The sequence below is a fragment of the Salibacterium salarium genome (genome assembly GCF_030813635.1).
GTDB classification, from domain to species: domain Bacteria; phylum Bacillota; class Bacilli; order Bacillales; family Marinococcaceae; genus Salibacterium; species Salibacterium salarium.
This window is the reverse complement of record NZ_JAUSUM010000002.1, coordinates 334,696-355,190: the sequence shown is the minus strand read 5'-3', so window position 1 is coordinate 355,190 and position 20,495 is coordinate 334,696. Positions and strand designations below refer to the sequence as shown.

The 20,495-nt window shown below is 40.5% G+C and carries 23 protein-coding genes; 1 reads left to right on the top strand and 22 read right to left on the bottom strand.

Annotation, left to right across the window (positions count from 1 at the left end; genetic code table 11):
- Positions 1-132: 132 nt before the first annotated feature.
- The 18 genes from dprA to smc form a co-directional block, all read right to left on the bottom strand.
- Positions 133-897, bottom strand: coding sequence for a DNA-processing protein DprA (gene dprA, locus J2S78_RS07590; RefSeq protein WP_306897493.1), 765 nt, complete (start codon positions 895-897; stop codon positions 133-135).
- 159 nt (positions 898-1,056) lie between these two features.
- The gene (gene sucD, locus J2S78_RS07585; protein ID WP_125558803.1) at positions 1,057-1,968 is read right to left on the bottom strand and encodes a succinate--CoA ligase subunit alpha; all 912 of its coding nucleotides are present in this window, start codon (positions 1,966-1,968) and stop codon (positions 1,057-1,059) included.
- A gap of 18 nt (positions 1,969-1,986) precedes the next feature.
- A complete protein-coding gene (gene sucC, locus J2S78_RS07580; protein ID WP_306897491.1) occupies positions 1,987-3,147 on the bottom strand; it encodes an ADP-forming succinate--CoA ligase subunit beta in 1,161 nt (386 codons plus the stop codon).
- Positions 3,148-3,400: 253 nt separating this feature from the next.
- Positions 3,401-3,565, bottom strand: coding sequence for a hypothetical protein (locus tag J2S78_RS07575; protein WP_306897489.1), 165 nt, complete (start codon positions 3,563-3,565; stop codon positions 3,401-3,403).
- Positions 3,566-3,611: 46 nt separating this feature from the next.
- Complete coding sequence (locus tag J2S78_RS07570) at positions 3,612-3,887, bottom strand: EscU/YscU/HrcU family type III secretion system export apparatus switch protein (RefSeq protein ID WP_125558799.1); 276 nt, start codon at positions 3,885-3,887, stop codon at positions 3,612-3,614.
- Complete coding sequence (locus J2S78_RS07565; protein ID WP_306897487.1) at positions 3,884-5,722, bottom strand: TP0910 N-terminal domain-containing protein; 1,839 nt, start codon at positions 5,720-5,722, stop codon at positions 3,884-3,886. Before J2S78_RS07565 ends, J2S78_RS07570 begins: the two co-directional genes overlap by 4 nt.
- A gap of 34 nt (positions 5,723-5,756) precedes the next feature.
- A complete protein-coding gene (rnhB, locus tag J2S78_RS07560; protein WP_306897485.1) occupies positions 5,757-6,521 on the bottom strand; it encodes a ribonuclease HII in 765 nt (254 codons plus the stop codon).
- Positions 6,522-6,569: 48 nt separating this feature from the next.
- Complete coding sequence (ylqF, locus tag J2S78_RS07555) at positions 6,570-7,457, bottom strand: ribosome biogenesis GTPase YlqF (protein ID WP_306897483.1); 888 nt, start codon at positions 7,455-7,457, stop codon at positions 6,570-6,572.
- Positions 7,458-7,657: 200 nt separating this feature from the next.
- On the bottom strand, positions 7,658-8,002 hold the full coding sequence (rplS, locus tag J2S78_RS07550) for a 50S ribosomal protein L19 (protein WP_125558792.1): 345 nt from the start codon (positions 8,000-8,002) through the stop codon (positions 7,658-7,660).
- Positions 8,003-8,112: 110 nt separating this feature from the next.
- Positions 8,113-8,838, bottom strand: a complete 726-nt coding sequence (gene trmD, locus J2S78_RS07545) for a tRNA (guanosine(37)-N1)-methyltransferase TrmD (protein WP_306898756.1) — start codon at positions 8,836-8,838, stop codon at positions 8,113-8,115.
- Entirely contained in the window at positions 8,838-9,362 is a 525-nt protein-coding gene (gene rimM / locus J2S78_RS07540) for a ribosome maturation factor RimM (protein WP_306897481.1), read from the bottom strand. Before rimM ends, trmD begins: the two co-directional genes overlap by 1 nt.
- Positions 9,346-9,765: a YlqD family protein gene (locus tag J2S78_RS07535; protein WP_306897480.1), complete on the bottom strand. Its 420-nt coding sequence runs from the start codon at positions 9,763-9,765 to the stop codon at positions 9,346-9,348. The genes rimM and J2S78_RS07535 overlap by 17 nt, the downstream gene beginning before the upstream one ends.
- A 374-nt stretch (positions 9,766-10,139) precedes the next feature.
- Entirely contained in the window at positions 10,140-10,370 is a 231-nt protein-coding gene (locus J2S78_RS07530) for a KH domain-containing protein (RefSeq protein ID WP_306897479.1), read from the bottom strand.
- 46 nt (positions 10,371-10,416) lie between these two features.
- The gene (gene rpsP, locus J2S78_RS07525; protein ID WP_125558786.1) at positions 10,417-10,692 is read right to left on the bottom strand and encodes a 30S ribosomal protein S16; all 276 of its coding nucleotides are present in this window, start codon (positions 10,690-10,692) and stop codon (positions 10,417-10,419) included.
- Between the two features lie 82 nt (positions 10,693-10,774).
- On the bottom strand, positions 10,775-12,121 hold the full coding sequence (ffh, locus tag J2S78_RS07520) for a signal recognition particle protein (RefSeq protein ID WP_125558784.1): 1,347 nt from the start codon (positions 12,119-12,121) through the stop codon (positions 10,775-10,777).
- The gene (locus J2S78_RS07515; protein WP_125558782.1) at positions 12,121-12,468 is read right to left on the bottom strand and encodes a putative DNA-binding protein; all 348 of its coding nucleotides are present in this window, start codon (positions 12,466-12,468) and stop codon (positions 12,121-12,123) included. Before J2S78_RS07515 ends, ffh begins: the two co-directional genes overlap by 1 nt.
- Before the next feature lie 97 nt (positions 12,469-12,565).
- Positions 12,566-13,564: a signal recognition particle-docking protein FtsY gene (gene ftsY / locus J2S78_RS07510; protein WP_306897477.1), complete on the bottom strand. Its 999-nt coding sequence runs from the start codon at positions 13,562-13,564 to the stop codon at positions 12,566-12,568.
- 54 nt (positions 13,565-13,618) lie between these two features.
- A complete protein-coding gene (gene smc, locus J2S78_RS07505; protein ID WP_306897475.1) occupies positions 13,619-17,191 on the bottom strand; it encodes a chromosome segregation protein SMC in 3,573 nt (1,190 codons plus the stop codon).
- A gap of 177 nt (positions 17,192-17,368) precedes the next feature.
- On the opposite strand from smc, the gene J2S78_RS07500 reads away from it, so the two are divergent.
- Complete coding sequence (locus J2S78_RS07500) at positions 17,369-17,590, top strand: DUF1128 domain-containing protein (RefSeq protein WP_306897473.1); 222 nt, start codon at positions 17,369-17,371, stop codon at positions 17,588-17,590.
- A 32-nt stretch (positions 17,591-17,622) separates the two neighbouring features.
- Here the strand turns inward: J2S78_RS07500 and rnc are convergent, their stop codons facing one another.
- The 4 genes from rnc to fabD form a co-directional block, all read right to left on the bottom strand.
- Entirely contained in the window at positions 17,623-18,405 is a 783-nt protein-coding gene (gene rnc / locus J2S78_RS07495) for a ribonuclease III (protein ID WP_370871528.1), read from the bottom strand.
- A 77-nt stretch (positions 18,406-18,482) separates the two neighbouring features.
- A complete protein-coding gene (locus J2S78_RS07490; RefSeq protein WP_125558772.1) occupies positions 18,483-18,716 on the bottom strand; it encodes an acyl carrier protein in 234 nt (77 codons plus the stop codon).
- Between the two features lie 81 nt (positions 18,717-18,797).
- Positions 18,798-19,541 (bottom strand): 3-oxoacyl-[acyl-carrier-protein] reductase, encoded by a 744-nt coding sequence (fabG, locus tag J2S78_RS07485; protein WP_306897472.1) that lies wholly within the window; start codon positions 19,539-19,541, stop codon positions 18,798-18,800.
- Positions 19,542-19,554: 13 nt separating this feature from the next.
- Positions 19,555-20,493 carry an ACP S-malonyltransferase gene (fabD, locus tag J2S78_RS07480; protein WP_306897471.1) on the bottom strand — a complete coding sequence of 313 codons (939 nt, stop codon included), beginning with the start codon at positions 20,491-20,493 and terminating at the stop codon, positions 19,555-19,557.
- Positions 20,494-20,495: the final 2 nt, after the last annotated feature.

Genomic DNA, 20,495 nt, shown 5'->3' with positions numbered 1-20,495 from the left:
AAACTATATCAATTTTTTGGGAAACAAATCACAATCATTTTTTCACAGTTTATGTGCCCTGTCTACCCAAAATGTCTATGTTTCTTTAATATTCTCTTCCCTGCGCTCTTTTATTACCTGCAAAAATCAACCTTACAGAAGCAAATCTTCAGGGGCGACAACCGGTTCAGCCCCCTCTTTTATTAATTGATTCGTTCCTTTGGACATAGAAGAAAATATAGAACCTGGAAGGGCTCGGACTTCCTTTCCTTGTTCGAGACCTTGATAAGCTGTAATAAGTGAACCGCTTCGTTCTCCTGCTTCTGAAACAAATACAGTATCAGACAAACCGCTGATAATTCTGTTACGCATTGGGAATTGCCATTTACGAGGAGGGGTATTTGGAGGATATTCTGTAACGAGTAAATGACTGGTTGATAAGTGATGAGCCAATGCTTCATTTTCACGGGGATAAATGTGATGAAATCCAGCACCAAGTACTGCAATGGTATTGCCTTTCTCCTTGATGGCAAGGCTGTGTGCAATCGTATCTGTTCCTTTAGCCATACCACTAATAATGGAGACCCCCTGTTTTATTAACGGAGGCAATAAGCGTTGGAGTGCATCTCTTCCATACATTGACGGTGTTCTTGTTCCAACAACTCCCAATGTATAAGGTTTATGAAGAAGTTCTAGATTACCTTTAACGTACAATACCCACGGAGGGTCATATATTTGTGATAGACGTAACGGATAGAAATCATGAAATGGGGTTAAAATATGAATACCCTGAGATGTATAAGTCTCAAAGGTGGAAGTTGTGGTTCGCAAGTACCGACATAAAGCAGTAGCTTGATTTGTAGACATATTTAATGTTTCGACAATTTCAGCGGGGCTTAGATGATAGGGTAGTTCCAAGGTAGGGTCTACCTTATATAAAGCTTGAATCCTTTTCCAACCAAGAAATGGGGCTTCATGTAGATGAAGAATTCGTTTCGTATTCGTATTCTTTCATTCCTTTCTACTTTTAATATAAAAAGGACAGGCCTCTAAAGCCTGCCCTTTTTCAACAATTTTTTATTGTGGATCGTGCGTCAAGCATTTTTCAAAAAGATTGTTCTTTTTAAGAGATGAAATCAAAGTTTCACCAATATCAGCTGGAGTGTCTGCTACGCTGACACCGCAACTTTCAAGCGTTTTAATTTTTTCGTCAGCAGTACCTTTTCCACCGGAAATAATCGCACCAGCATGTCCCATTCTTTTTCCTGGAGGTGCTGTACGACCGCCGATAAAACCAACGACCGGCTTACTCATATTTTGCTTAATCCACTCTGCTGCTTCTTCTTCAGCAGTTCCACCAATTTCACCAATCATGATAACTGCTTCAGTGTCGTCATCTTCATTAAAAGCTTTTAGTACGTCAATAAAGTTCGTTCCATTGACAGGATCTCCACCAATTCCAACAGCCGTTGATTGTCCAACTCCGTTTGTGGAAAGCTGGTGTACGGCTTCATATGTGAGCGTACCGGACCTTGAAACAACACCAACGTGTCCTTTTTTATGAATATAACCAGGCATAATCCCGATTTTGCATTCTTCTGGTGTAATAACACCAGGGCAATTCGGCCCGATTAAACGAGTCTTTTTGCCTTCCATAAAACGTCTTACTTTAAGCATGTCAATGACAGGAATACCTTCAGTAATGCAGATTGCAAGATCCATTTCTTCATCTACTGCTTCCATAATAGCGTCTGCTGCGAAAGCGGGCGGAACATAAATTACAGTAGCATTAGCACCCGTTTCTTTTACAGCATCTGCAATCGTATCAAATACAGGAATACCTTCTATTTCCGTGCCGCCTTTACCAGGCGTTACGCCTCCGACAATTTGAGTGCCGTACTGCACGGCTTGCTGAGTATGGAATAAACCAGTAGAACCGGTGATCCCCTGTACAATCACCTTGGTATCTTTATTTATAAAGATGCTCATTGTCTTCGTCCCGCCTTTCTATTTCACTTGAGATACAATTTTTTGCGCCCCGTCTGCCATTGAATCAGCGGCAGTTATATTTAACCCTGACTCTTCAAGAATCTTCTTCCCAGTTTCAACGTTTGTTCCTTCCAGACGTACGACGAGCGGAATTTCAAGTCCTATTTGTTTTGTCGCTTCAACGACACCTTCTGCGATAACATCACACTTCATTATCCCACCAAAAATATTAACGTAAATGCCTTTTACCTGATCATCTTCTAAGATGATTTTAAAGGCTTCCGTCACTTTTTCAGCAGTTGCACCACCGCCAACATCAAGGAAGTTGGCCGGATCACCATTATAATGCTTAATGATGTCCATGGTTGACATCGCAAGACCAGCCCCATTTACCATGCAGCCGATATTGCCATCAAGCGCAATGTAACTTAAATCAAATTTTGACGCTTCAATTTCTTTTGGATCTTCTTCATCTAAATCTCGGAAGTCCAATACGTCTTTTTGACGGTAAAGTGCGTTAGAATCAAAATTCAATTTGGCATCTAGTGCCATAACACTCCCGTCACCAGTTGTGACAAGCGGGTTGATTTCTGCAACAGAGCAGTCCTTCTCAATGAAAACTTTATAAAGACCGAGCATAAACTTAGCAGCTTGTCCGACAAGCTTTTTTGGAATATTAATATTAAAAGCTAGACGGCGAGCTTGATATGCTTGCATACCAACCGCAGGATCGATATATTCTCTGAAAATCTTCTCAGGAGTTTCTTCGGCTACCTGCTCAATCTCCGTACCTCCTTCTTCCGAACCCATCATCACTATTCTTGATGTAGCTCGATCGAGTACGAGACCGATATAATATTCACTTTGAATATCGGAGCCTTCTTCAATAAGTAATCGCTTTACTTCTTTACCTTCTGAACCTGTTTGATGCGTAACAAGTGTTTTACCCAAAATCTCATCGGCATATGTACGCACCTCGTCCTCCGTTTTGGCGATTTTAACACCGCCTGCTTTTCCACGGCCGCCCGCATGGATTTGGGCTTTGACAACACTGACGTCAGACCCTAGTTCTTTTGCAGCTTCGACAGCTTCCTCGACAGAAAAGGCGACTTTTCCGTTTGGTACGGCAACACCGTATTGTCTAAGGAGCTCTTTTCCTTGATACTCATGAATATTCATGTTCTCTCCATCCTCCTAACGATTCGATACGAATACCCTTTCAGGCTATGCCCTCGGGCAAGGATCGGGTGCCAAGCTTAGGCTTTAAACTGCGACCATTGTTTCGCACACACTAATTATCGTATAAAAAAAAACAGAGAAATTCAACAATTCGTCAAAAGTTTCTTTATTTCTTTTTTCATCAGACAATAAACTCTAAAAAAAATCCCCAGTCTACTGGGACTGGAGAGGATAATTATTATGTCCGACAAATTTATGAACGTTTCTTCCTTTTTTGTTTTTTAACGTTTTCCCATACTACTTTTAAAGAGGCCAACGCTTTAATTTCAGATAAGTCCCTAAAAAAACCTAGTTCATGTCCTGCTTCTTCTTTATATTGGTTTTGCTTTCTTGAATGAATATATTTATGATTCGACATAGGTAGTCTCCTTTTTAGTTTTTACTATGCCCAACCGTTTCACCTTTTATTGCGAGTGTTGATCGATACGATATAAAAAGGCGAATACTTCTGCTACTACTTCGTACAAATCCGGCGGTATATTTTGATTAATTTCTAATTGAGATAAAAGTTCTACCAAAGATGGATCTTCTTGAATCGGTACATTATTTTGTTTAGCGCGTTGTATAATTTCTTCTGCGACATAACCTTTTCCTTTGGCTTTCACGTTTGGAGCGTTTTGAGATTGAGCTTGATATCCCAGTGCAACAGCAGATTTACGATCCGACTTGTTATGACTCATATTCTAACATCCACTCCTTCAAAACCACTGTAGGATTCATACACGCTTTTGTAATGCTTTGTTTCATCTTCTGTATTTTTCCAGTTAATAGAGCTCAATGAGTAATTTTGTTCGGCCAATTTTTCTTTAAGAAAAGGCTGAAGCAATTCCACCATCATATCAGGTTTTTCTTTTTCATTAAATATATTTACTGTGACTAATCGATTTTGAATTTGAACATCAGCTACAGTCTCTCCTAAGTTTTCCATCTCCAAGTAAAATAGGATGCGGCAGTGATCAGGATGTAAGGAACCATCTTCTTGGCTTCGACCCTCCCATTGAACCGTTAAATCCGTATGATAATTGCCTAACGCCAAAGGAACTTGAATGGCCGTCTGTTGCAATGGACCTTGCTGCTCTTGTGCTAAAAGCTGTTGACCAGTAATACGGTGCAACAATGTTTCAGCCGTATCCTGAACGGAAGTAGGGAGTTGATTCATGTACTGCATTAACGTCTGTTTTAACGGTTCTTGGGCTGATTCAGAAAGAAGCGATGTTTGCTGATTGGAAGTAGTGGATTGTTGAGCGATACTTGCCTCGTGCTGCATGCCTATCTGCTGCATAAGCTTAGATAACTGGTTAGCTATCGTTGACATTCCGCCGGCGTTTGCTGACTCATTAGTAAAAGTACCCTGATACAAAACCGTTAAGGTCTGTCTTTCTTGAGCCGTCGTCACATTTGCTCCTTCATTCGATTGTATCATCTGCATTGCTTGACGAAGCGCAGAAGATGAAAGATCTACTTGTTTAGATTGTCCGTCTGCATGTTGAAATAGCGTCAACAATTGTTGAAGTTGTTGACGTCCTGCCTCTCCTTCAGCTAATGTTAATCTATTCATAACGGTTCGGAAAACTTCTAGCGGTTCCATATCAGCAATAGACATCCCATTTTGAGCTGAAAACGTCTGAGGCCATAAGTTTTGAAGGATGGCACGATTTTCTGGCTGCATTAGTGCTTCTTTAAACGAACTAAGCCATGGAGCAGAACCAAAGTTTTCTGAAACAAGTCCTGTTTTCTGCAGTAAAGTCATAGCACCTTCTTTGACGGACTGTGGTGCGTGGGCGGACTGTGACATTTGCATTAACTGAACAAGTTTGTTGCCTGCGTCTGTTTTTGAAAGCGATTCTATATTCGTCATTGCCATCGTTTGAGAAAGCTTTTGATTAAGATTTGCAACAGCACTAGTTTCTGCTTGACTCATTGTTTTCGCATTTCCCGATTGTAACTGTGCTTCTAGATTTTGTAGCTGCGTTGATAAGGAAGCACCGTGTTCAACCTGAAACAGACTTTGGAACGTTTGCAATGTCATCGGTAATCCTGCTTGATTCATCGTTGCAAGAAGTCTAGCGCCTGCTCCATTCATGGCGTTTGCCTGTTGTAATATGGTAGCACCTTTTTGAACCATGTCTTTGGAGAAGGGCAATTGTTCCGATTGAAACATTCCAAGCATCGCTTGATTATTTTTATTATTCACTACTCCTAATGCTTGTAGCACTTTCGCTGTCTCTGCTTGATCTGCAGAACCACTTTTTAAGGCAGCCTGATCAGCCTGCAACACTTGCAGACGAGGAATTCCATCATTTTGCTGCACCTGAAAGAAATACTTCTCTCCCGCACTGAGAGGCGCTTCAAGACGAGCTGTCACATTCATCGATCCAAGGCGCAACGCTGCTGTATTATTCGGGAAAAACTTTATGATTTTACCTTCAAATACCTGTCCTTTTTGAAGGGTAAGTGCGTTTTTACTTTGTGTTCGTGCAACCGAAGATGCCGTTTGAAATCCTAATTGATCCATATCATCACCTCCCTTGCTCCATTACCTTTATGTATTACAAACAGTTTTGAACTGGGGAAAAGCTCCGTCGATGTATAGGAGTCGGACCAAGACGTTCTAATGCTTCTAAATGTACTTTTGTTCCGTAGCCCATATTCTTTTCGAAACCATATTCTGGATATTCATCTGCTAAGCGTTTCATGTATTGATCACGTTCTACCTTTGCCAACACAGAAGCGGCAGCAATCGATGCACTTTTTTCATCACCTTTCGTTAGAGACAATTGTCGTAGTGGCAATGGAAGCGACATGGCATCAATCAATAAGGCATCAGCCTGCACTCCCAATCCTTCCACTGCCTGTTGCATTGCCAATTTTGAGGCTTCATAAATATTAATCTTATCTATTTCATCTGCCATAATATGAACGACCTTATAAGCAAGAGCTTGTTCAGTTAATATGGTATGAAAATGGTTTCTTTTTTCTTCTTTTAGTTTTTTAGAATCAGTCAAGCCAGGAAAAGAACAATCCTTTGGTAATATTGCTGCTGCAGCTGTTACAGGCCCAGCAAGAGGTCCTCGTCCTACTTCATCGACACCAGCAATGAACTCGTAGCCTTCAGCCTCCCACTGTTTTTCATATTCCAAGGATGCTAGAAAAGCTTTCTCGAGTTGAGCGTTGTACTGCATTTGTTTGTCATATTGAGAAAGTAGATTTTGAACTCCTTTACGTTCGTCAAGTCTTAAATCTGCTATCCAGTTTTCGTCGGGATTTTCATCAAATAGACGTTGTTTGATCACTGCTATCGTATCGTTTTTCATTGTTCACATTCTTCCTTGTTTGTTTTTTATAATATCGGATGTTTCAAGTTATTTAACAGGGGTATTTTCATCTTCGTCTAGATTATACCAATCCTCAGGCGTTTCAAACGAGATTCTTCCTAGCTTTTGCCCTCGCACATCCCTTAAAATGATTTCAGCACATTTTTCCTCATCAATATTACCGCCAGCTTGTAGCAATCCACGTTTTTGACCAATTTGCTCAAACAACTCTCTATTTTCTTCTGGAAATTGTTCGAGATTATATCTCTCTTTTAGGGCCAATGGGTATCTCGATTTTAATAACCTTACTGTAAACATTGCGATATCTTCAAAATCCAACAAATCATCTTTAATGGCTCCTGTCGCTGCCAGTCTGTATCCGACAAGTTGATTTTCAAATTTTGGCCACAAAATACCCGGTGTGTCCAGCAATTCCATATCACGACCTACTTTCAGCCATTGCTGTGACTTTGTAATTCCAGGTTTATCACCGGTTTTAGCAGTATTTTTGCCAACAAGTCGATTAATCACGGTTGACTTTCCTACATTGGGAATTCCTATAATCATTGCCCGAATCGCACGCGGCCGAATGCCTTTACGTTTCATTTTCTCAAAAATAGGAGCGGTGACCTTTTTTGATTTTTCAATAATAGGTTTCGCCCCTTTATTTTGCAACGCATTCAAGGCTATTGCTTCTGTTCCTTCCTCTTTAAAATATTGCAGCCATTGATCAGTGACATGTTGGTCAGCCATGTCACTTTTCGTCAAAACGAGTAACCGAGGTTTATTTTGCAAAAGAGAATCAAGCATTGGATTTCTAGATGATAATGGTACTCTTGCATCCGCAAGTTCAATCACCATATCTACCCTTTTTAACTCTTCTGTAACTTGGCGTCTGGCTTTTTCCATGTGACCCGGGTACCATTGAATACTCATTACTGTTCTCCTTCCTGTTTATACAAAAAGCTGACATGACCATCATCATTAGGCATGTCAAACATTCTCTCCTAAAGCTTTAGCAATGTACTTTCTATGTATCATTATAACAAAGATACTAACGTGTCTTCATCCACAAGAAAGCGAAAGCCAAAAAAAGACTGCGACGGTTTGTCACCGTCACAGTCGATTTTTTCATCTTATCGAATTTCTTTGATTCGAGCAGCTTTTCCACGTAGGTTACGCAAGTAGTAAAGTCTTGCTTGACGTACTCTACCGCGACGCTTCACTTCAATCTTATCAACGCGCGGGGAGTGTACCGGAAATGTACGTTCTACGCCGATACCATAAGATACCTTACGTACAGTAAATGTTTCACTAATTCCGCCTCCGCGACGTTTAATAACGACACCTTGGAACACCTGAATACGTTCGCGTGAGCCTTCCACAACTTTCACGTGTACGCGGACAGTGTCCCCGGCACGGAAACTAGGAAGATCCGTTTTCAGCTGATCTTTCGTTATTTCACGAATAAGTTCTTGCATTTCATTCGCCTCCTTCTCTCCAAATGCTCTTGACAGTATACCCTGCAGCGGAACATCGTAGTAAGCGGCTTTCACCACAACGTAAATCTTAGCATACCACTTGATTGTGTTCAACGATTTTTGTCATTTTCTTTTCGTTCTTTTAAAGTCAAATCTTTATCTAGTAAATCCGGACGCCTTTGTTTCGTCCGTTGAAGAGATTGCTCCCGGCGCCATGCCGCAATGTTTTCATGATGACCTGATAATAACACTTCTGGTACTTTCCATCCCCTGAAATCTGCTGGTCTCGTATAGTGGGGATGTTCAAGCAGTCCATTGGAAAAAGAATCTTCCTTCGCTGATTCTCTATTTCCTAGCACTCCCGGAAGTAGCCTTGTCACACTATCCGCAATAACCATCGATCCAAGTTCGCCACCGGTTAATACAAAATCACCGATAGAAAATTCATCTGTTATCAAATGCTCACGGATTCTCTCATCGTAACCTTCATAATGTCCGCAAACAAATACAAGATGCTGCTCTTGCGCTAATTCTTCTGCTGCATTTTGGTTAAAGGGCTTTCCTTGGGGACATAACAAAATAATACGCGCATCATTCGTTTCGTTTTGTGCTTTGGCGAATGATGCTGCGTCAAAAACCGGTTGTGGAGTTAGAACCATACCGGCGCCTCCACCGTAGGGATAATCATCTGTTTTTTTATGCTTATTTTCAGAAAAGTCACGAATGTTGTGGACATGATAGGATACAGCTTCCTTTTCCTCAGCCTGCTTTAACATCGAGGAACGGAGAACGCCAGGAAACATGTCCGGAAAAAGGGTTAAAAAATCCATTCTCATCATGGCAATAACCCTTCCATCAAATGTATAGTCACTGTTTTATTACCAATATCCACTTTTTTTACAATATCATCAATATAGGGAACTAAAATATCATTTTTTCCTTCAAACGGTTGAACAACCCATACATCATTCGCTCCAGGAGACATCACCTCACGAATCTCTCCCAGTTTATCCCCTTCTTCAGAATAAACGATGCAGCCTATAATTTCATGGTAGTAATATTCTCCTTCTTCTAATTCTTGTAATTTCGTTTCTGGAATTTGAAGGAGCGAATTTTTCCATTTTTCCGCTTCATCGAGAGAAGATATTTCTTTAAATGTTAAAAGTGTAAATTGCTTATGATAACGGACATTATCTATCGTTACTTGATGCCTTTCTGAATCGGTGTTCACTCTGTAAAGATAAATGTCTTCTCCCGGTGCGAAACGTTCTTCTTCAAAATCTGTTGTTGGAATCACTCTGACTTCCCCTCGAACGCCATGGGTGTTTACAATTTTTCCAACGTTAAACCATTCCATCATCATCATCCGTCCTGTTCTGCCGTATCTTTATGATTTTTCCGTCCCTCACAACGATTTCTTGTTCTGGTAACGGCCATTCGTCCCCTTCTTCAACCTCTTCCATCGCATCCACATGACCTGAAGACATTTCTGTATACAATGGTAATTGTTCAATTTGGGAACGTTGAAAATCAGCGCTGTTGATTTTCTCTTTTCGTTTATCTATTTCTTTATAAAATCGGTCTTTGATTTCTCCGGTCCTGCGAACGGTATCAACTGTTTTTAACTGTTTTTGAAGTTGAAAACGAAGTTGTTCTATTTCTTTTTCCAACCGTTGCTGGTCCTTTTTCAAATCCATCATCATTTTTTCTCTCATACGCTCTGTCAAAACATGCTTCACAGTTACTTTTTTTATAATTTGCATGATCCACCTCGTTCACTCATTCTGAACGTATGACACTTTGTTTTTACAGTAAGAACTATACAGTTATGCTTCCCTTTTCGAGACAGTCCTTCCCTGAAATGTCTCGCATTATAACGGTTCTGGACTTTTCGTACCAATTTTCGTTACGTTTTGTCCTGGATTGGTCGTATTAGAGACAAAACGTTCTTCATCTACTTTTTATTTGTCCTCCAACACTCATTCCGGACAATTTAGAGCATTTCAACATTGATTTGTCTAAGACGACGTACAGGAGGTGCTAGTGCCGACATTCCCAACAGAACATAGGGGATTGTAGACGGCAATTCTATTTTATCAAAAAGGGCAAGGAATTTAATCCTCGCCCCTGCTTTCTATTACTCTGCAATATCTAAACGAACACGTTGCTGATGATGGGCGGCAGCAGCATATAAGACAGAACGCAATGAATTTGCAATTCGCCCCTGTTTGCCAATCACCTTTCCCATATCGCTCTCATGAACCGTTAATGTTAAGACGAGGGTGTTGTCCTGTTGACGTTCTGTAACGTCTACATGTTCAGGATAATCTACAAGAGAGCGGGCCATCGTTTCCACTAACTGCTTCACACTATCCCCGCCTTTCTTACGGATAAATAAATAACTTTATAGTGATTTATTTTTGTTCGTTTTTAGCATTATGAAGCTGTTCCATTAGACCTTCTTTAGAGAAAAGGTTACGAACAGTGTCAGAAGGTTTTGCCCCTTCAAGCATCCATTGAACCGCTTTTTCCCCGTTAATGTTCAATTCCGCTGGATCTTTCAACGGATTATACGTTCCAATTTCTTCGATAAAACGGCCATCACGCGGTGCGCGGGAATCGGCTACAACGAGACGATAAAATGGACGTTTTTTTGCTCCCATACGTTTAAGTCTAATTTTTACTGCCATTTATAGACACCTCCAAATTTTTTTCACACAATAGCTTATTATAATAGGATTATCTTTCCCTGTAAAGGCTTTTTCCTTTTCACTACATGAAAGGGAGTTGAAAGCCACCTTTGCCTTTTTTCTTTCCCTTTTGACCCGACGTCATTTGTTTCATCATTTTCTTCATGTCTTCGAATTGTTTCAACAGACGATTGACATCCTGAATAGTTGTTCCACTACCCTTTGCAATTCGTCGTTTTCGACTTGCGTTCATTACAGACGGGTTATCTTTTTCATGTTTTGTCATCGATCGAACGATTGCTTCAACACGCCCTATTTGACTTTCATCCACTTGGATATTTTTCATCGCTTTTTTATTCGCACCAGGCATCATTTGCAATAAATCATCCAATGGTCCCATATTGCGAACTTGCTCAAGCTGCTCAAGAAAATCATCAAAAGTCATTTCGGCAGAACGCATTTTCTTCTCTAACTCTTTTGCGCGTTCATCATCCACATTCGTCTGTGCTTTTTCGATGAGAGAAAGCACATCGCCCATCCCTAAAATGCGCGAGGCCATACGTTCAGGGTGAAATTCATCAAGTTCATCAATTTTTTCGCCAACACCGGCGAATTTTATCGGCACCCCTGTAACTTGTCGGACAGATAAAGCAGCACCACCGCGTGTATCTCCATCAAGCTTCGTTAAGACGGCACCAGTGATACCAAGCTGCTCATTAAAGCTCTCAGCAACATTGACAGCATCTTGACCGGTCATAGCATCTACAACTAATAGAATTTCATCAGGTTGCACTGCTTGTTTAACCTCTTGAAGTTCTCCCATTAAGTTCTCATCAATGTGCAGACGTCCAGCGGTATCAATCAGAACATAATCACAATGCTCTTCTTTCGCCTGTTCTACCGCACCTTTGGCAATATCAACAGGAGATGCTTGATCGCCTAGGGAGTAAACAGGCATATTTAATTGTTTTCCCAACGTCTCTAGTTGGTCAATCGCTGCCGGCCGATAAATATCAGCCGCTGCCAAAAGTGGTTTGCGATTGTTGTGTTTGCGAAGGTGATTAGCAATTTTTGCAACCGTAGTTGTTTTACCCGCACCTTGCAAACCAGCCATCATAACGACGGTTGGGCTTTTTTGAGCAGTAGCGATTTTAGTTTGTTCTCCGCCCATTAACGCCGTTAATTCTTCGTTAACAACTTTAATGACTTGCTGTCCCGGCGTCAAACTTTTCATGACTTCTTGACCGACGGCCCGTTCTTTCACATCGTTGACGAATTTTTTCACTACTTTAAAGTTAACATCCGCCTCTAAAAGTGCCAGGCGCACTTCGCGCATCATTTCTTTGACATCGGCTTCTGAGACTTTTCCGCGACCTTTCATTTTATCGAAGGTTGCCTGAAGTCTTTCCGCCAAACCTTCAAAAGCCATTACGTCGTCCCCTCCTCCTCTAATTTTTCAAGAGCTTGAATCGTTTTTATAAGACCAGGGGAAGGAGAATCATGTTCTTCTTCATTATTTCTTAACTGGCGGTAGTATGCCATTCGCAATTGATACTTTCGATAGAGTTCGAGCTTATCTTCATACTCTTCTAACATAACCCCTGTCCGTTTAATATTATCGTAAACGGCTTGACGGCTTACATCAAACTCCTCCGAAATTTCACCAAGCGAATAATCGTCAAGAAAATAAAGTTCCATGTATTTTTGTTGTTTTAACGTTAACAAGGGCTGATAAAAGTCAAACAATGCGTTCATGCGAACTGTTTTTTCCAGCATGATCGTCCACCCTCTTATGTTAAGTCAAATTCCTTTACAACTAATAAGAATACTAGATGTCGTTACCCCTGTCAAGAAAATTTCTTAACACAGTTCTTTACCTATTTTCATTCTCCGAATTTTCTTCAACCAATTCTTTAAATAACCCGTAAACAAAATGTTCCGCATCAAAAGGCTGCATATCATCCACGCCTTCTCCAAGACCGACAAGCTTCACTGGAATATCTAGTTCATTGCGGACAGCAAGAACAATTCCTCCTTTTGCGGTGCCATCCAACTTGGTCAATGCAATTCCTGATACATCCGTTGCTTCTTGAAACGTTTTTGCCTGATTCATAGCGTTTTGTCCTGTTGTAGCATCAAGCACTAACAATACTTCATGAGGGGCATTGGGAATTTCACGAGATATAACACGTTTAACCTTTTCTAATTCTTTCATAAGATTTACTTTATTTTGAAGCCTGCCCGCCGTATCGCACAATAATACATCCGCTTTTTTAGAACGAGCAGAATGAATAGCATCATACATGACTGCTGCCGGATCAGATCCGGCTTGCTGCTTAACCACATCCACGCCTACTCTTTCTCCCCATACATCTAACTGTTCAATTGCTCCAGCTCGAAAAGTATCACCAGCTGCCATGACAACCTTTTTTCCTTCTTGTTTAAATGAATGTGCCATCTTTCCAATAGTAGTTGTCTTTCCGACACCATTCACACCAACAAAAAGAATCACCGTCATATCATTTTGCTGAATATTTAAACTCGTATCTTCTCCCGTTTTATCAAGCTTTTCTGCTAATTTTTCACTGATAACAGGAGCAAGCTCCTTAGATTGTTTTATATTACGCAATTTAGCTTCATGTTTTAACTCATCTATTAATTCCATTACTGTCGAGACCCCAGTGTCTGCGCTTATTAAAATATCTTCCAGCTCTTCAAAAAATTCTTCATCTACATTACGGTATTGAGCAAACAGTTCGTTCATCTGTCCAACAAATGAATTTCTTGTTTTCGTCAATCCTTCCTTGAATTTTTCCGTTACTGAGTCTGTTTGAGTTGTTACTTTCTTTTTTAACTTATCAAAAAATCCCATAATTGTGTGCGCTGCATTTTTTGACGACCTTGCAGCTCTTAACCTCCCTATCTTTTATTGTACTGCATCCATTAATTCCTCAGTTTCGTCTAATTTCACAGACACCATCCGAGAGACACCTGATTCTTCCATCGTAATTCCATATAAAACATCTGCCTCTTCCATCGTTGGTTTACGATGGCTAATAACAATAAATTGTGTTGTTTGGCTAAACGTTTGCAAATATTTGGCAAAGCGGCTGACATTGGCTTCATCCAACGCAGCTTCAACTTCATCAAGGACACAAAACGGCACCGGTTTTTCTTTAACAATAGAAAATAGCAGCGCAATGGCTGTCAGAGCTTTTTCTCCTCCGGACAGTAACGACAAGTGTTGTCTCTTTTTCCCAGGCGGACGAGCGACGATATCAACACCAGTATGAAGAAGTTCACCAGGATTCGTTAAATGTAGATCTGCTTGTCCACCTCCAAACAATTCAGTAAACGTTTCTTGGAAGTGAGCACGTATAGCATCGAACGTTTCAGAAAAACGTTTAATCATTTCATCATCCATTTCTTGTATGACTTCATACAGCGATGATTGTGCTTGCAATAGATCATTTCTTTGATCAGACAAAAAGGAAACTCGTTCATACACTCGCTCATATTCTTCAATGGCACCAAGATTAACATTTCCCAGTTCATCAATCCCCATTTTTATAAGTTTTATTTTTTTGCGGGCTTCCTCCGGTTCTTCGACTAACTGATAATTAGCCTTCGCTCGGTCGAAACTTATTTCATACGTTTCCTGCAATCGTTGCAGTCTCGTATCAAGCTCCACATCAAGGCGGTTCATTTCAATTTGGTTATCATGATATGCTTGCTGTTTTTCATTGCGTTCATGAGTGAGTTGTTGGATCATTCCTTTCAACCGTTCCGCCTCATCACTTCCCTCTACGCGATCTCTTCGCAGTTGTGTCATTTCATCTGTGAGTCGCTGCTTTTCTGCTCGAATTTCTTCAATATCCGTATTTACATCTCCACTGCCGCCGTTCATCGAAGACAGTTGTTCATCCAAAAGCGCAATGTCTTTTGTTAATTTCTCCTTTTGTGAAGACTCATCTTCATACTGCCGTTTTAAACGTTCAGCTTGTTCTTGTTCATTAGATGCCGCCTCTTTAGCGGTCGCTAATTCAACTTTTAATTCAGTTTCTTCTGCTTGAAGAGTTTCCAATTTCTCTCCTCGTTCTTTCTCCACTTTCTCTAAGGAAGAAATTTGATTTTCCAATGATTCTAATTTTTGAGCAACACTATCTTTGTTCTCTAATAAAACTTTCTCCCGGTTATGAAGTTTTTCTTGTTCCTCTTCTAATGAAGCTGATTCTTTATCAAACAATGAAAGACGGGAGTTGGCACGATTTAATTCTGCTTCTGCTTTGGTCATACCTTCATTAGCACGTTCCAATTCATCTCTTGCTTTTTCTCCCCGTTCCCGACATTCTTCCAATTGATTCTTCATTTTTTCACGCTGCTGTTTCAGCGATTGTACTTGTTGCTCCAATGTTTCCGTTTTTTCCTGCATGTCATCATATTTTTTTCTCAGTTCTTCTAATTCGTGCTGCCTTCCAAGAAGCTGACTTTTTTGCTGCTTAGCCGCACCACCTGTCATAGAACCGCCTGGATTAACGACGTTACCATCTAGTGTGACAATTCGAACCTTGTAGTTACTGGCTTTTGCCATCATATTCGCGGCTTCTAAAGAATCGGCAAATACAACTTGTCCGAGAAGGTGGTCAATGATGTGTTTATAATTTTTATCAACAGTCAGCGCGTCTGCCCCAACAGTGATAAAACCTTGCATCGTTTCCATCTTGTGTTTGATTTCTTTTGACAAATGTCTCGTTCGAATCACATCGGCCGGTAAAAACGTTGCTCTCCCTTTTTGACGATTTTTTAAATATTGAATTGCCTGTCGAGCATCCTTTTCCGTCTCTGTTACCACATGCTGTAACGCTCCACCAAGCGCTGTTTCTACGGCTGTCGTATAGTCTTTTGGTACTTCTATTAATTCAGCGACAGCTCCAACCACACCATCTAGAGAACTTTCTCTTGCTTTCAACACTTCTTTTACTCCTTGAAAAAATCCAGAGTAATCAGCTTCCATTTCTTCTAACACATGCAGGCGCGAACGAGTCTGATCGACATAACGGTAGGCATCATACAGCTTTTTCTCCTTTTGTTCGACCTCGCTATTATGTATGTTCAAACGCTGCTGTAACTCTTTAAAAGCCGCTTTTTCACCATCATAGTCTTCTTGTGCTTGATTTTTCAGCGTCTGCCACTCGCTTAGCTTATTTTTTGCTTCCTCTCGTTCTTTCACATACGTGTCGTTGTCATCATTAAGGGAGCCGTGCTTTTGTGTTAATTGTGCTTTTTGTTCTGATAAATATTTTTCTTCATTGCGAATCGCTGCCTGCTCATTCAGCCGTTCAATATATTCACTTTTTAATGATTCTATTTCTTCCATCCGGCTTTCTTTATATGCGTTCCAATTGTTTCTAATTTCGCTTAATTTCGCTTCAAGCTCGTCTACACGCTGTTTCTTTTGTTGGAGCCTTTCTTTTTGAATGTCCCATTCTTGTTTAGACTGTTCCATCTTTTCGGTTATTTCATTTAGACGATTTTCCCATTCTTCTTTCTTCTCTCCTGCATTTTTACCGCGTTCTTCTAATAAACGACGCCGCCCTTCTTCCTTTTCAAGGCGTTCACTTGTTGAGACAAGCTTGTCCTGTAAAGCACTAATCGAATCATCGATTTCAGCTGCTTTGCTCTGAACGGAAGCCAAGTTATTTTCCTCAAGCTGTAATTTTTGTTCTATTTTTTGCTTACTTTCATCAAAATGCTTCACCGTTTCCTGTAAATCCTTCCACTGCTCATGTTTGGTTTCAATTTCAGAAACAGTTAAAGCTATATCTTTTTCTTCTAATTCTTCTTTTTTTGCAAGATAGTCTTTCGCCATTGAAGCTTGCTCCTTCAATGGTTCAACTTGACCTTCCAGCTCATTCAAAATATCCTCAACACGGTTCAAATTATCTTGTGTTTCAGTAAGCTTTTTCTCCGCTTGACTTTTTCTTTGTTTATATTTTAAAACACCGGCCGCCTCTTCAAAAATGGCGCGGCGTTCTTCCGGTTTACTGGAGAGAACTTCTTCCACCCGGCCTTGACCAATAATAGAAAAACCTTCTTTACCCATTCCAGAATCCATAAACAAATCTACAATATCTTTTCTTCTACACGGTTGGCGATTTATTAAGTATTCACTTTCGCCTGTGCGAAATAACTTGCGTGTGACACTTACCTCATTATAGTCCAAATCCATAAACTGATCTTGATTATCAAGTACTAGTGTTACTTCTGCAACGTTTAGAGCTCTTCGGCTGTCGCTGCCTGCAAAAATAATATCTTCCATTTTCGACCCCCGCAGCGAACGAGCGGATTGTTCTCCCAACACCCACCGAATGCCGTCCGAAACGTTACTTTTACCACTTCCGTTTGGACCTACCACTGCATTCACTCCGGGTACAAATTCTATATTCATTTCTTCTGCGAAAGATTTAAATCCTTTTATTTCTAATTTTTTGAGGAACATGTTGATGTCCTCCTCTTCAATCATACTCATTTTGACCTTCTTCATTCAGAAGAATGGCTCTCCTATTTTATCATAATCCACAGATTGGCAGAAGCCTGTATAAATGGTATTTGCTCTTTTTTGATATAGCATCTACAATAAACAGAGATTATGATTACATAAAGGTGGAGGATAAGTGTGAACCTAGAGGAACAAACACAAGAAAATTTGAACTTTATGGTCGAAGAAATTGCAAAAAAATTACAAGTAGTAAATAGTTCTGCGATTCAACCTGAGAACTTCGACTTAAATCAATACGAAGATATAAAAGACTTATACGATATGCTCAACAACAAAGATAAAGTCAGCGTCAGTGAGATGGATGCCATCATATCAGAACTTGGAAAATTAAAAAAATAACATAAAAAACCACGCAGAATTGGCGTGGTTTTTTATTCCTTTTGAGTTGTAGATGGTTCTAGTCTTGATAATGCCTGTTGAGCGGCATGTTGCTCCGCTTCTTTTTTAGAGCGGCCGCTTCCTTCCCCCATCACTTCGTCATTTAAATATACGGCCGAAATGAACTCGCGGCTGTGTGCCGGTCCTATTTCGTCAGTGATTGCGTAATGAATGGTTCCAAGGTTGTCTTTTTGTAAATGCTCTTGTAATTGACTTTTAAAATCCATCATATGCGAAAAAGCACCGTCATCGATTTTCGGATAAATTGTTTGTTCTAAAAATTTGTATACAGCACTCATTTCCTGATCTAAATACAAAGCGCCTACAAATGCTTCAAATACATCCGCTAATAAAGCTGGTCGATTTCGTCCGCCAGTGATTTCTTCCCCTTTTCCGAGAAAGACAAGTTCTCCGAACGCTAATTCCTCAGCAAGATTAGCTAAAGAAGCCTCACATACAATAGCTGCCCGTAATTTAGTCATTTCACCTTCACTCATCGTTGCAAAACGCTTAAAAAGATGCTGCGAAACCGATAATTCCAGGACAGCGTCTCCAAGAAATTCCAGGCGCTCATTGTCATAAACGGACCGAATACGATGCTCATTCACATAGGATGAATGGGTAAAAGCTTGAATCAATAATTTTTCATCCTCAAAAGACAGACCTAGACCATCTAACATTTCATACAGATTTTTTCTTTGTTTTTCCGACAAGACTAGTTTTTTTGTATTTTTTGAACGAGAAGACGTTTGTTTTTTCTCCGATCTTTGTCCCATAGCAGGTCCTCCGTTTGTAATCATTAAAAGCCGTTTCCCCGTTCTTACATGAGAAACGGCTTTTCCCATCCTATCTATTATTGCTGTGCTTCTATGTAGTTCACGACATCAGCAATACTTACAATCTTTTCTGCTTCTTCGTCTGAAATCTCAAGATCAAATTCATCCTCAAGCTCCATAACAAGCTCAACGACATCAAGAGAATCAGCGCCTAGATCGTCTTTGAATTTTGCTTCGCGGGTAATTTCCGACTCTTCCACACCAAGACGTTCTACTACGATTTTTTTCACGCGTTCCAACGTATCTGCCATTTTTGTTCACCCCCTTTAAAGAATCATTTCTATTGCCATTATAGAAGATGTGTTTGGAAAATGCTATGCCTTTCACTCGAGTTACGGCATAACCATACCACCATCAACATGCAATGTTTGACCAGTTATATATTTTGCGTCATCTGATGCCAAAAAGCGAACTGCTTTGGCTACATCTTCTGCTTCACCCAAGTTACCAAGGGGAATCTGTTCTACCAAAGCTGCCTGAGATTCTTCTTGAAGCTGCTCTGTCATTTCCGTCTCAATAAATCCCGGAGCAACAGCGTTCACTTGAATATTACGTGCAGCAAATTCACGGGCTAGACTTTTTGTCAAACCTATCACACCTGCTTTTGCCGCAGAGTAGTTTGCTTGACCAGCGTTACCTGTAACACCAACAACAGATGAAATGTTTATAATTTTCCCTTCCCGCTGTTTCATCATAGGACGAGCACCTGCTTTTGCGCAATGAAAAACACCTTTGAGATTTGTATCAAGTACAGCATCCCAATCCTCTTCTTTTAAACGCATAACTAAGTTGTCCCTCGTAATTCCAGCATTATTAACCATAATATCAATCTGACCGAATTGGTCTGTTACTTCTTTTATCATAGCTTTTACATCTTCATCATTTGCAACGTCAGCCTTCACCGAAAAGGCCTTTACGCCCTGGTCTTTACATGCCGCAGCAACTTCTTCTGCTTTCTGGGCACTCCCAGCGTAATTGACAGCGACATTTGCTCCACTAGCTGCAAGTTCCAATGCAATCGCCTTACCAATTCCACGGGACGCACCTGTAACAAGTGCTGCTTTTCCCATCAACATATGAAAGCCTCCTCTATTGTATGTTTTCCACAATTTTTTCAATTGATTCTATATCTTGAGCAGAATATACATTAACACCTCTACGTTGAACTCGACGTACGAGACCACTTAGTACATTTCCGGGTCCAACTTCTACAAACGTCGTAACATCTAGTTCTAAAAGACGCCTGATGGTATCCTCCCAATAAACAGGTGATGTTACTTGCTCTACCAATTGATTTTTAATAACAGACGCATCCGTTGCTTCTTGAGCGTTAACATTTGCAATAACAGGAACCTCTGCATCAGAAAACGGTACTGGCTCCAGCACACTTTCCAATTTATCTTGAGCTGGCTGCATCAACTTTGAATGAAACGGTCCACTCACTTCAAGAGATATGACACGTTTTGCCCCATTTTCTCTAGCGAGTTCTTCGACTTTTTTGACGGCCGATTTGGCTCCGGAAATAACAATTTGACCTGGAGCATTCAAATTAGCAAGCTGTACGATTTCACCATCTTCTTCCACTTTGCTTGTTAATGTTTCAAGTTCTTCCCGTTCTATTCCCATAATGGCAGACATCGCCCCTACCCCAGAAGGTACAGCTTCTTCCATAAACAACCCTCTTTGTCTGACAACAGTCAGCGCATTTTTAAACGAAAGGACACCTGAACTTACGAGGGCAGAATATTCACCTAAACTATGTCCAGCTGTATAATCGGGAGTTACTCCTTTTTCTTTCAGTAATTCGAGCGCTGCAATGCTTGTCGTTAATAAGGCGGGTTGAGCATTTTCCGTCTTTTTTAAATGCTCCTCTGGCCCGTTAAACATTAAACCAGATAATGGATAGTTCACGATGTTATCTGCTTCATCGATTAAAGATTTTGCTTTCGTATGATGCTCATACAATTCTTTTCCCATTCCAGCGTATTGAGAGCCTTGCCCCGGAAACAGAAAGGCTACTTTTGACATTT

Bases quoted from the DNA above. Each gene is read 5' to 3' on its own strand.
- sucD (WP_125558803.1), bottom strand. From the start codon at position 1,968: ATGAGCATCTTTATAAATAAAGATACCAAGGTGATTGTACAGGGGATC.
- sucC (WP_306897491.1), bottom strand. From the start codon at position 3,147: ATGAATATTCATGAGTATCAAGGAAAAGAGCTCCTTAGACAATACGGT.
- J2S78_RS07575 (WP_306897489.1), bottom strand. From the start codon at position 3,565: ATGTCGAATCATAAATATATTCATTCAAGAAAGCAAAACCAATATAAA.
- J2S78_RS07570 (WP_125558799.1), bottom strand. From the start codon at position 3,887: ATGAGTCATAACAAGTCGGATCGTAAATCTGCTGTTGCACTGGGATAT.
- J2S78_RS07565 (WP_306897487.1), bottom strand. From the start codon at position 5,722: ATGGATCAATTAGGATTTCAAACGGCATCTTCGGTTGCACGAACACAA.
- rnhB (WP_306897485.1), bottom strand. From the start codon at position 6,521: ATGAAAAACGATACGATAGCAGTGATCAAACAACGTCTATTTGATGAA.
- ylqF (WP_306897483.1), bottom strand. From the start codon at position 7,457: ATGAGTATTCAATGGTACCCGGGTCACATGGAAAAAGCCAGACGCCAA.
- rplS (WP_125558792.1), bottom strand. From the start codon at position 8,002: ATGCAAGAACTTATTCGTGAAATAACGAAAGATCAGCTGAAAACGGAT.
- trmD (WP_306898756.1), bottom strand. From the start codon at position 8,838: ATGAGAATGGATTTTTTAACCCTTTTTCCGGACATGTTTCCTGGCGTT.
- rimM (WP_306897481.1), bottom strand. From the start codon at position 9,362: ATGATGGAATGGTTTAACGTTGGAAAAATTGTAAACACCCATGGCGTT.
- J2S78_RS07535 (WP_306897480.1), bottom strand. From the start codon at position 9,765: ATGCAAATTATAAAAAAAGTAACTGTGAAGCATGTTTTGACAGAGCGT.
- rpsP (WP_125558786.1), bottom strand. From the start codon at position 10,692: ATGGCAGTAAAAATTAGACTTAAACGTATGGGAGCAAAAAAACGTCCA.
- ffh (WP_125558784.1), bottom strand. From the start codon at position 12,121: ATGGCTTTTGAAGGTTTGGCGGAAAGACTTCAGGCAACCTTCGATAAA.
- J2S78_RS07515 (WP_125558782.1), bottom strand. From the start codon at position 12,468: ATGCTGGAAAAAACAGTTCGCATGAACGCATTGTTTGACTTTTATCAG.
- ftsY (WP_306897477.1), bottom strand. From the start codon at position 13,564: ATGGGATTTTTTGATAAGTTAAAAAAGAAAGTAACAACTCAAACAGAC.
- smc (WP_306897475.1), bottom strand. From the start codon at position 17,191: ATGTTCCTCAAAAAATTAGAAATAAAAGGATTTAAATCTTTCGCAGAA.
- rnc (WP_370871528.1), bottom strand. From the start codon at position 18,405: ATGGGACAAAGATCGGAGAAAAAACAAACGTCTTCTCGTTCAAAAAAT.
- J2S78_RS07490 (WP_125558772.1), bottom strand. From the start codon at position 18,716: ATGGCAGATACGTTGGAACGCGTGAAAAAAATCGTAGTAGAACGTCTT.
- fabG (WP_306897472.1), bottom strand. From the start codon at position 19,541: ATGTTGATGGGAAAAGCAGCACTTGTTACAGGTGCGTCCCGTGGAATT.
- fabD (WP_306897471.1), bottom strand. From the start codon at position 20,493: ATGTCAAAAGTAGCCTTTCTGTTTCCGGGGCAAGGCTCTCAATACGCT.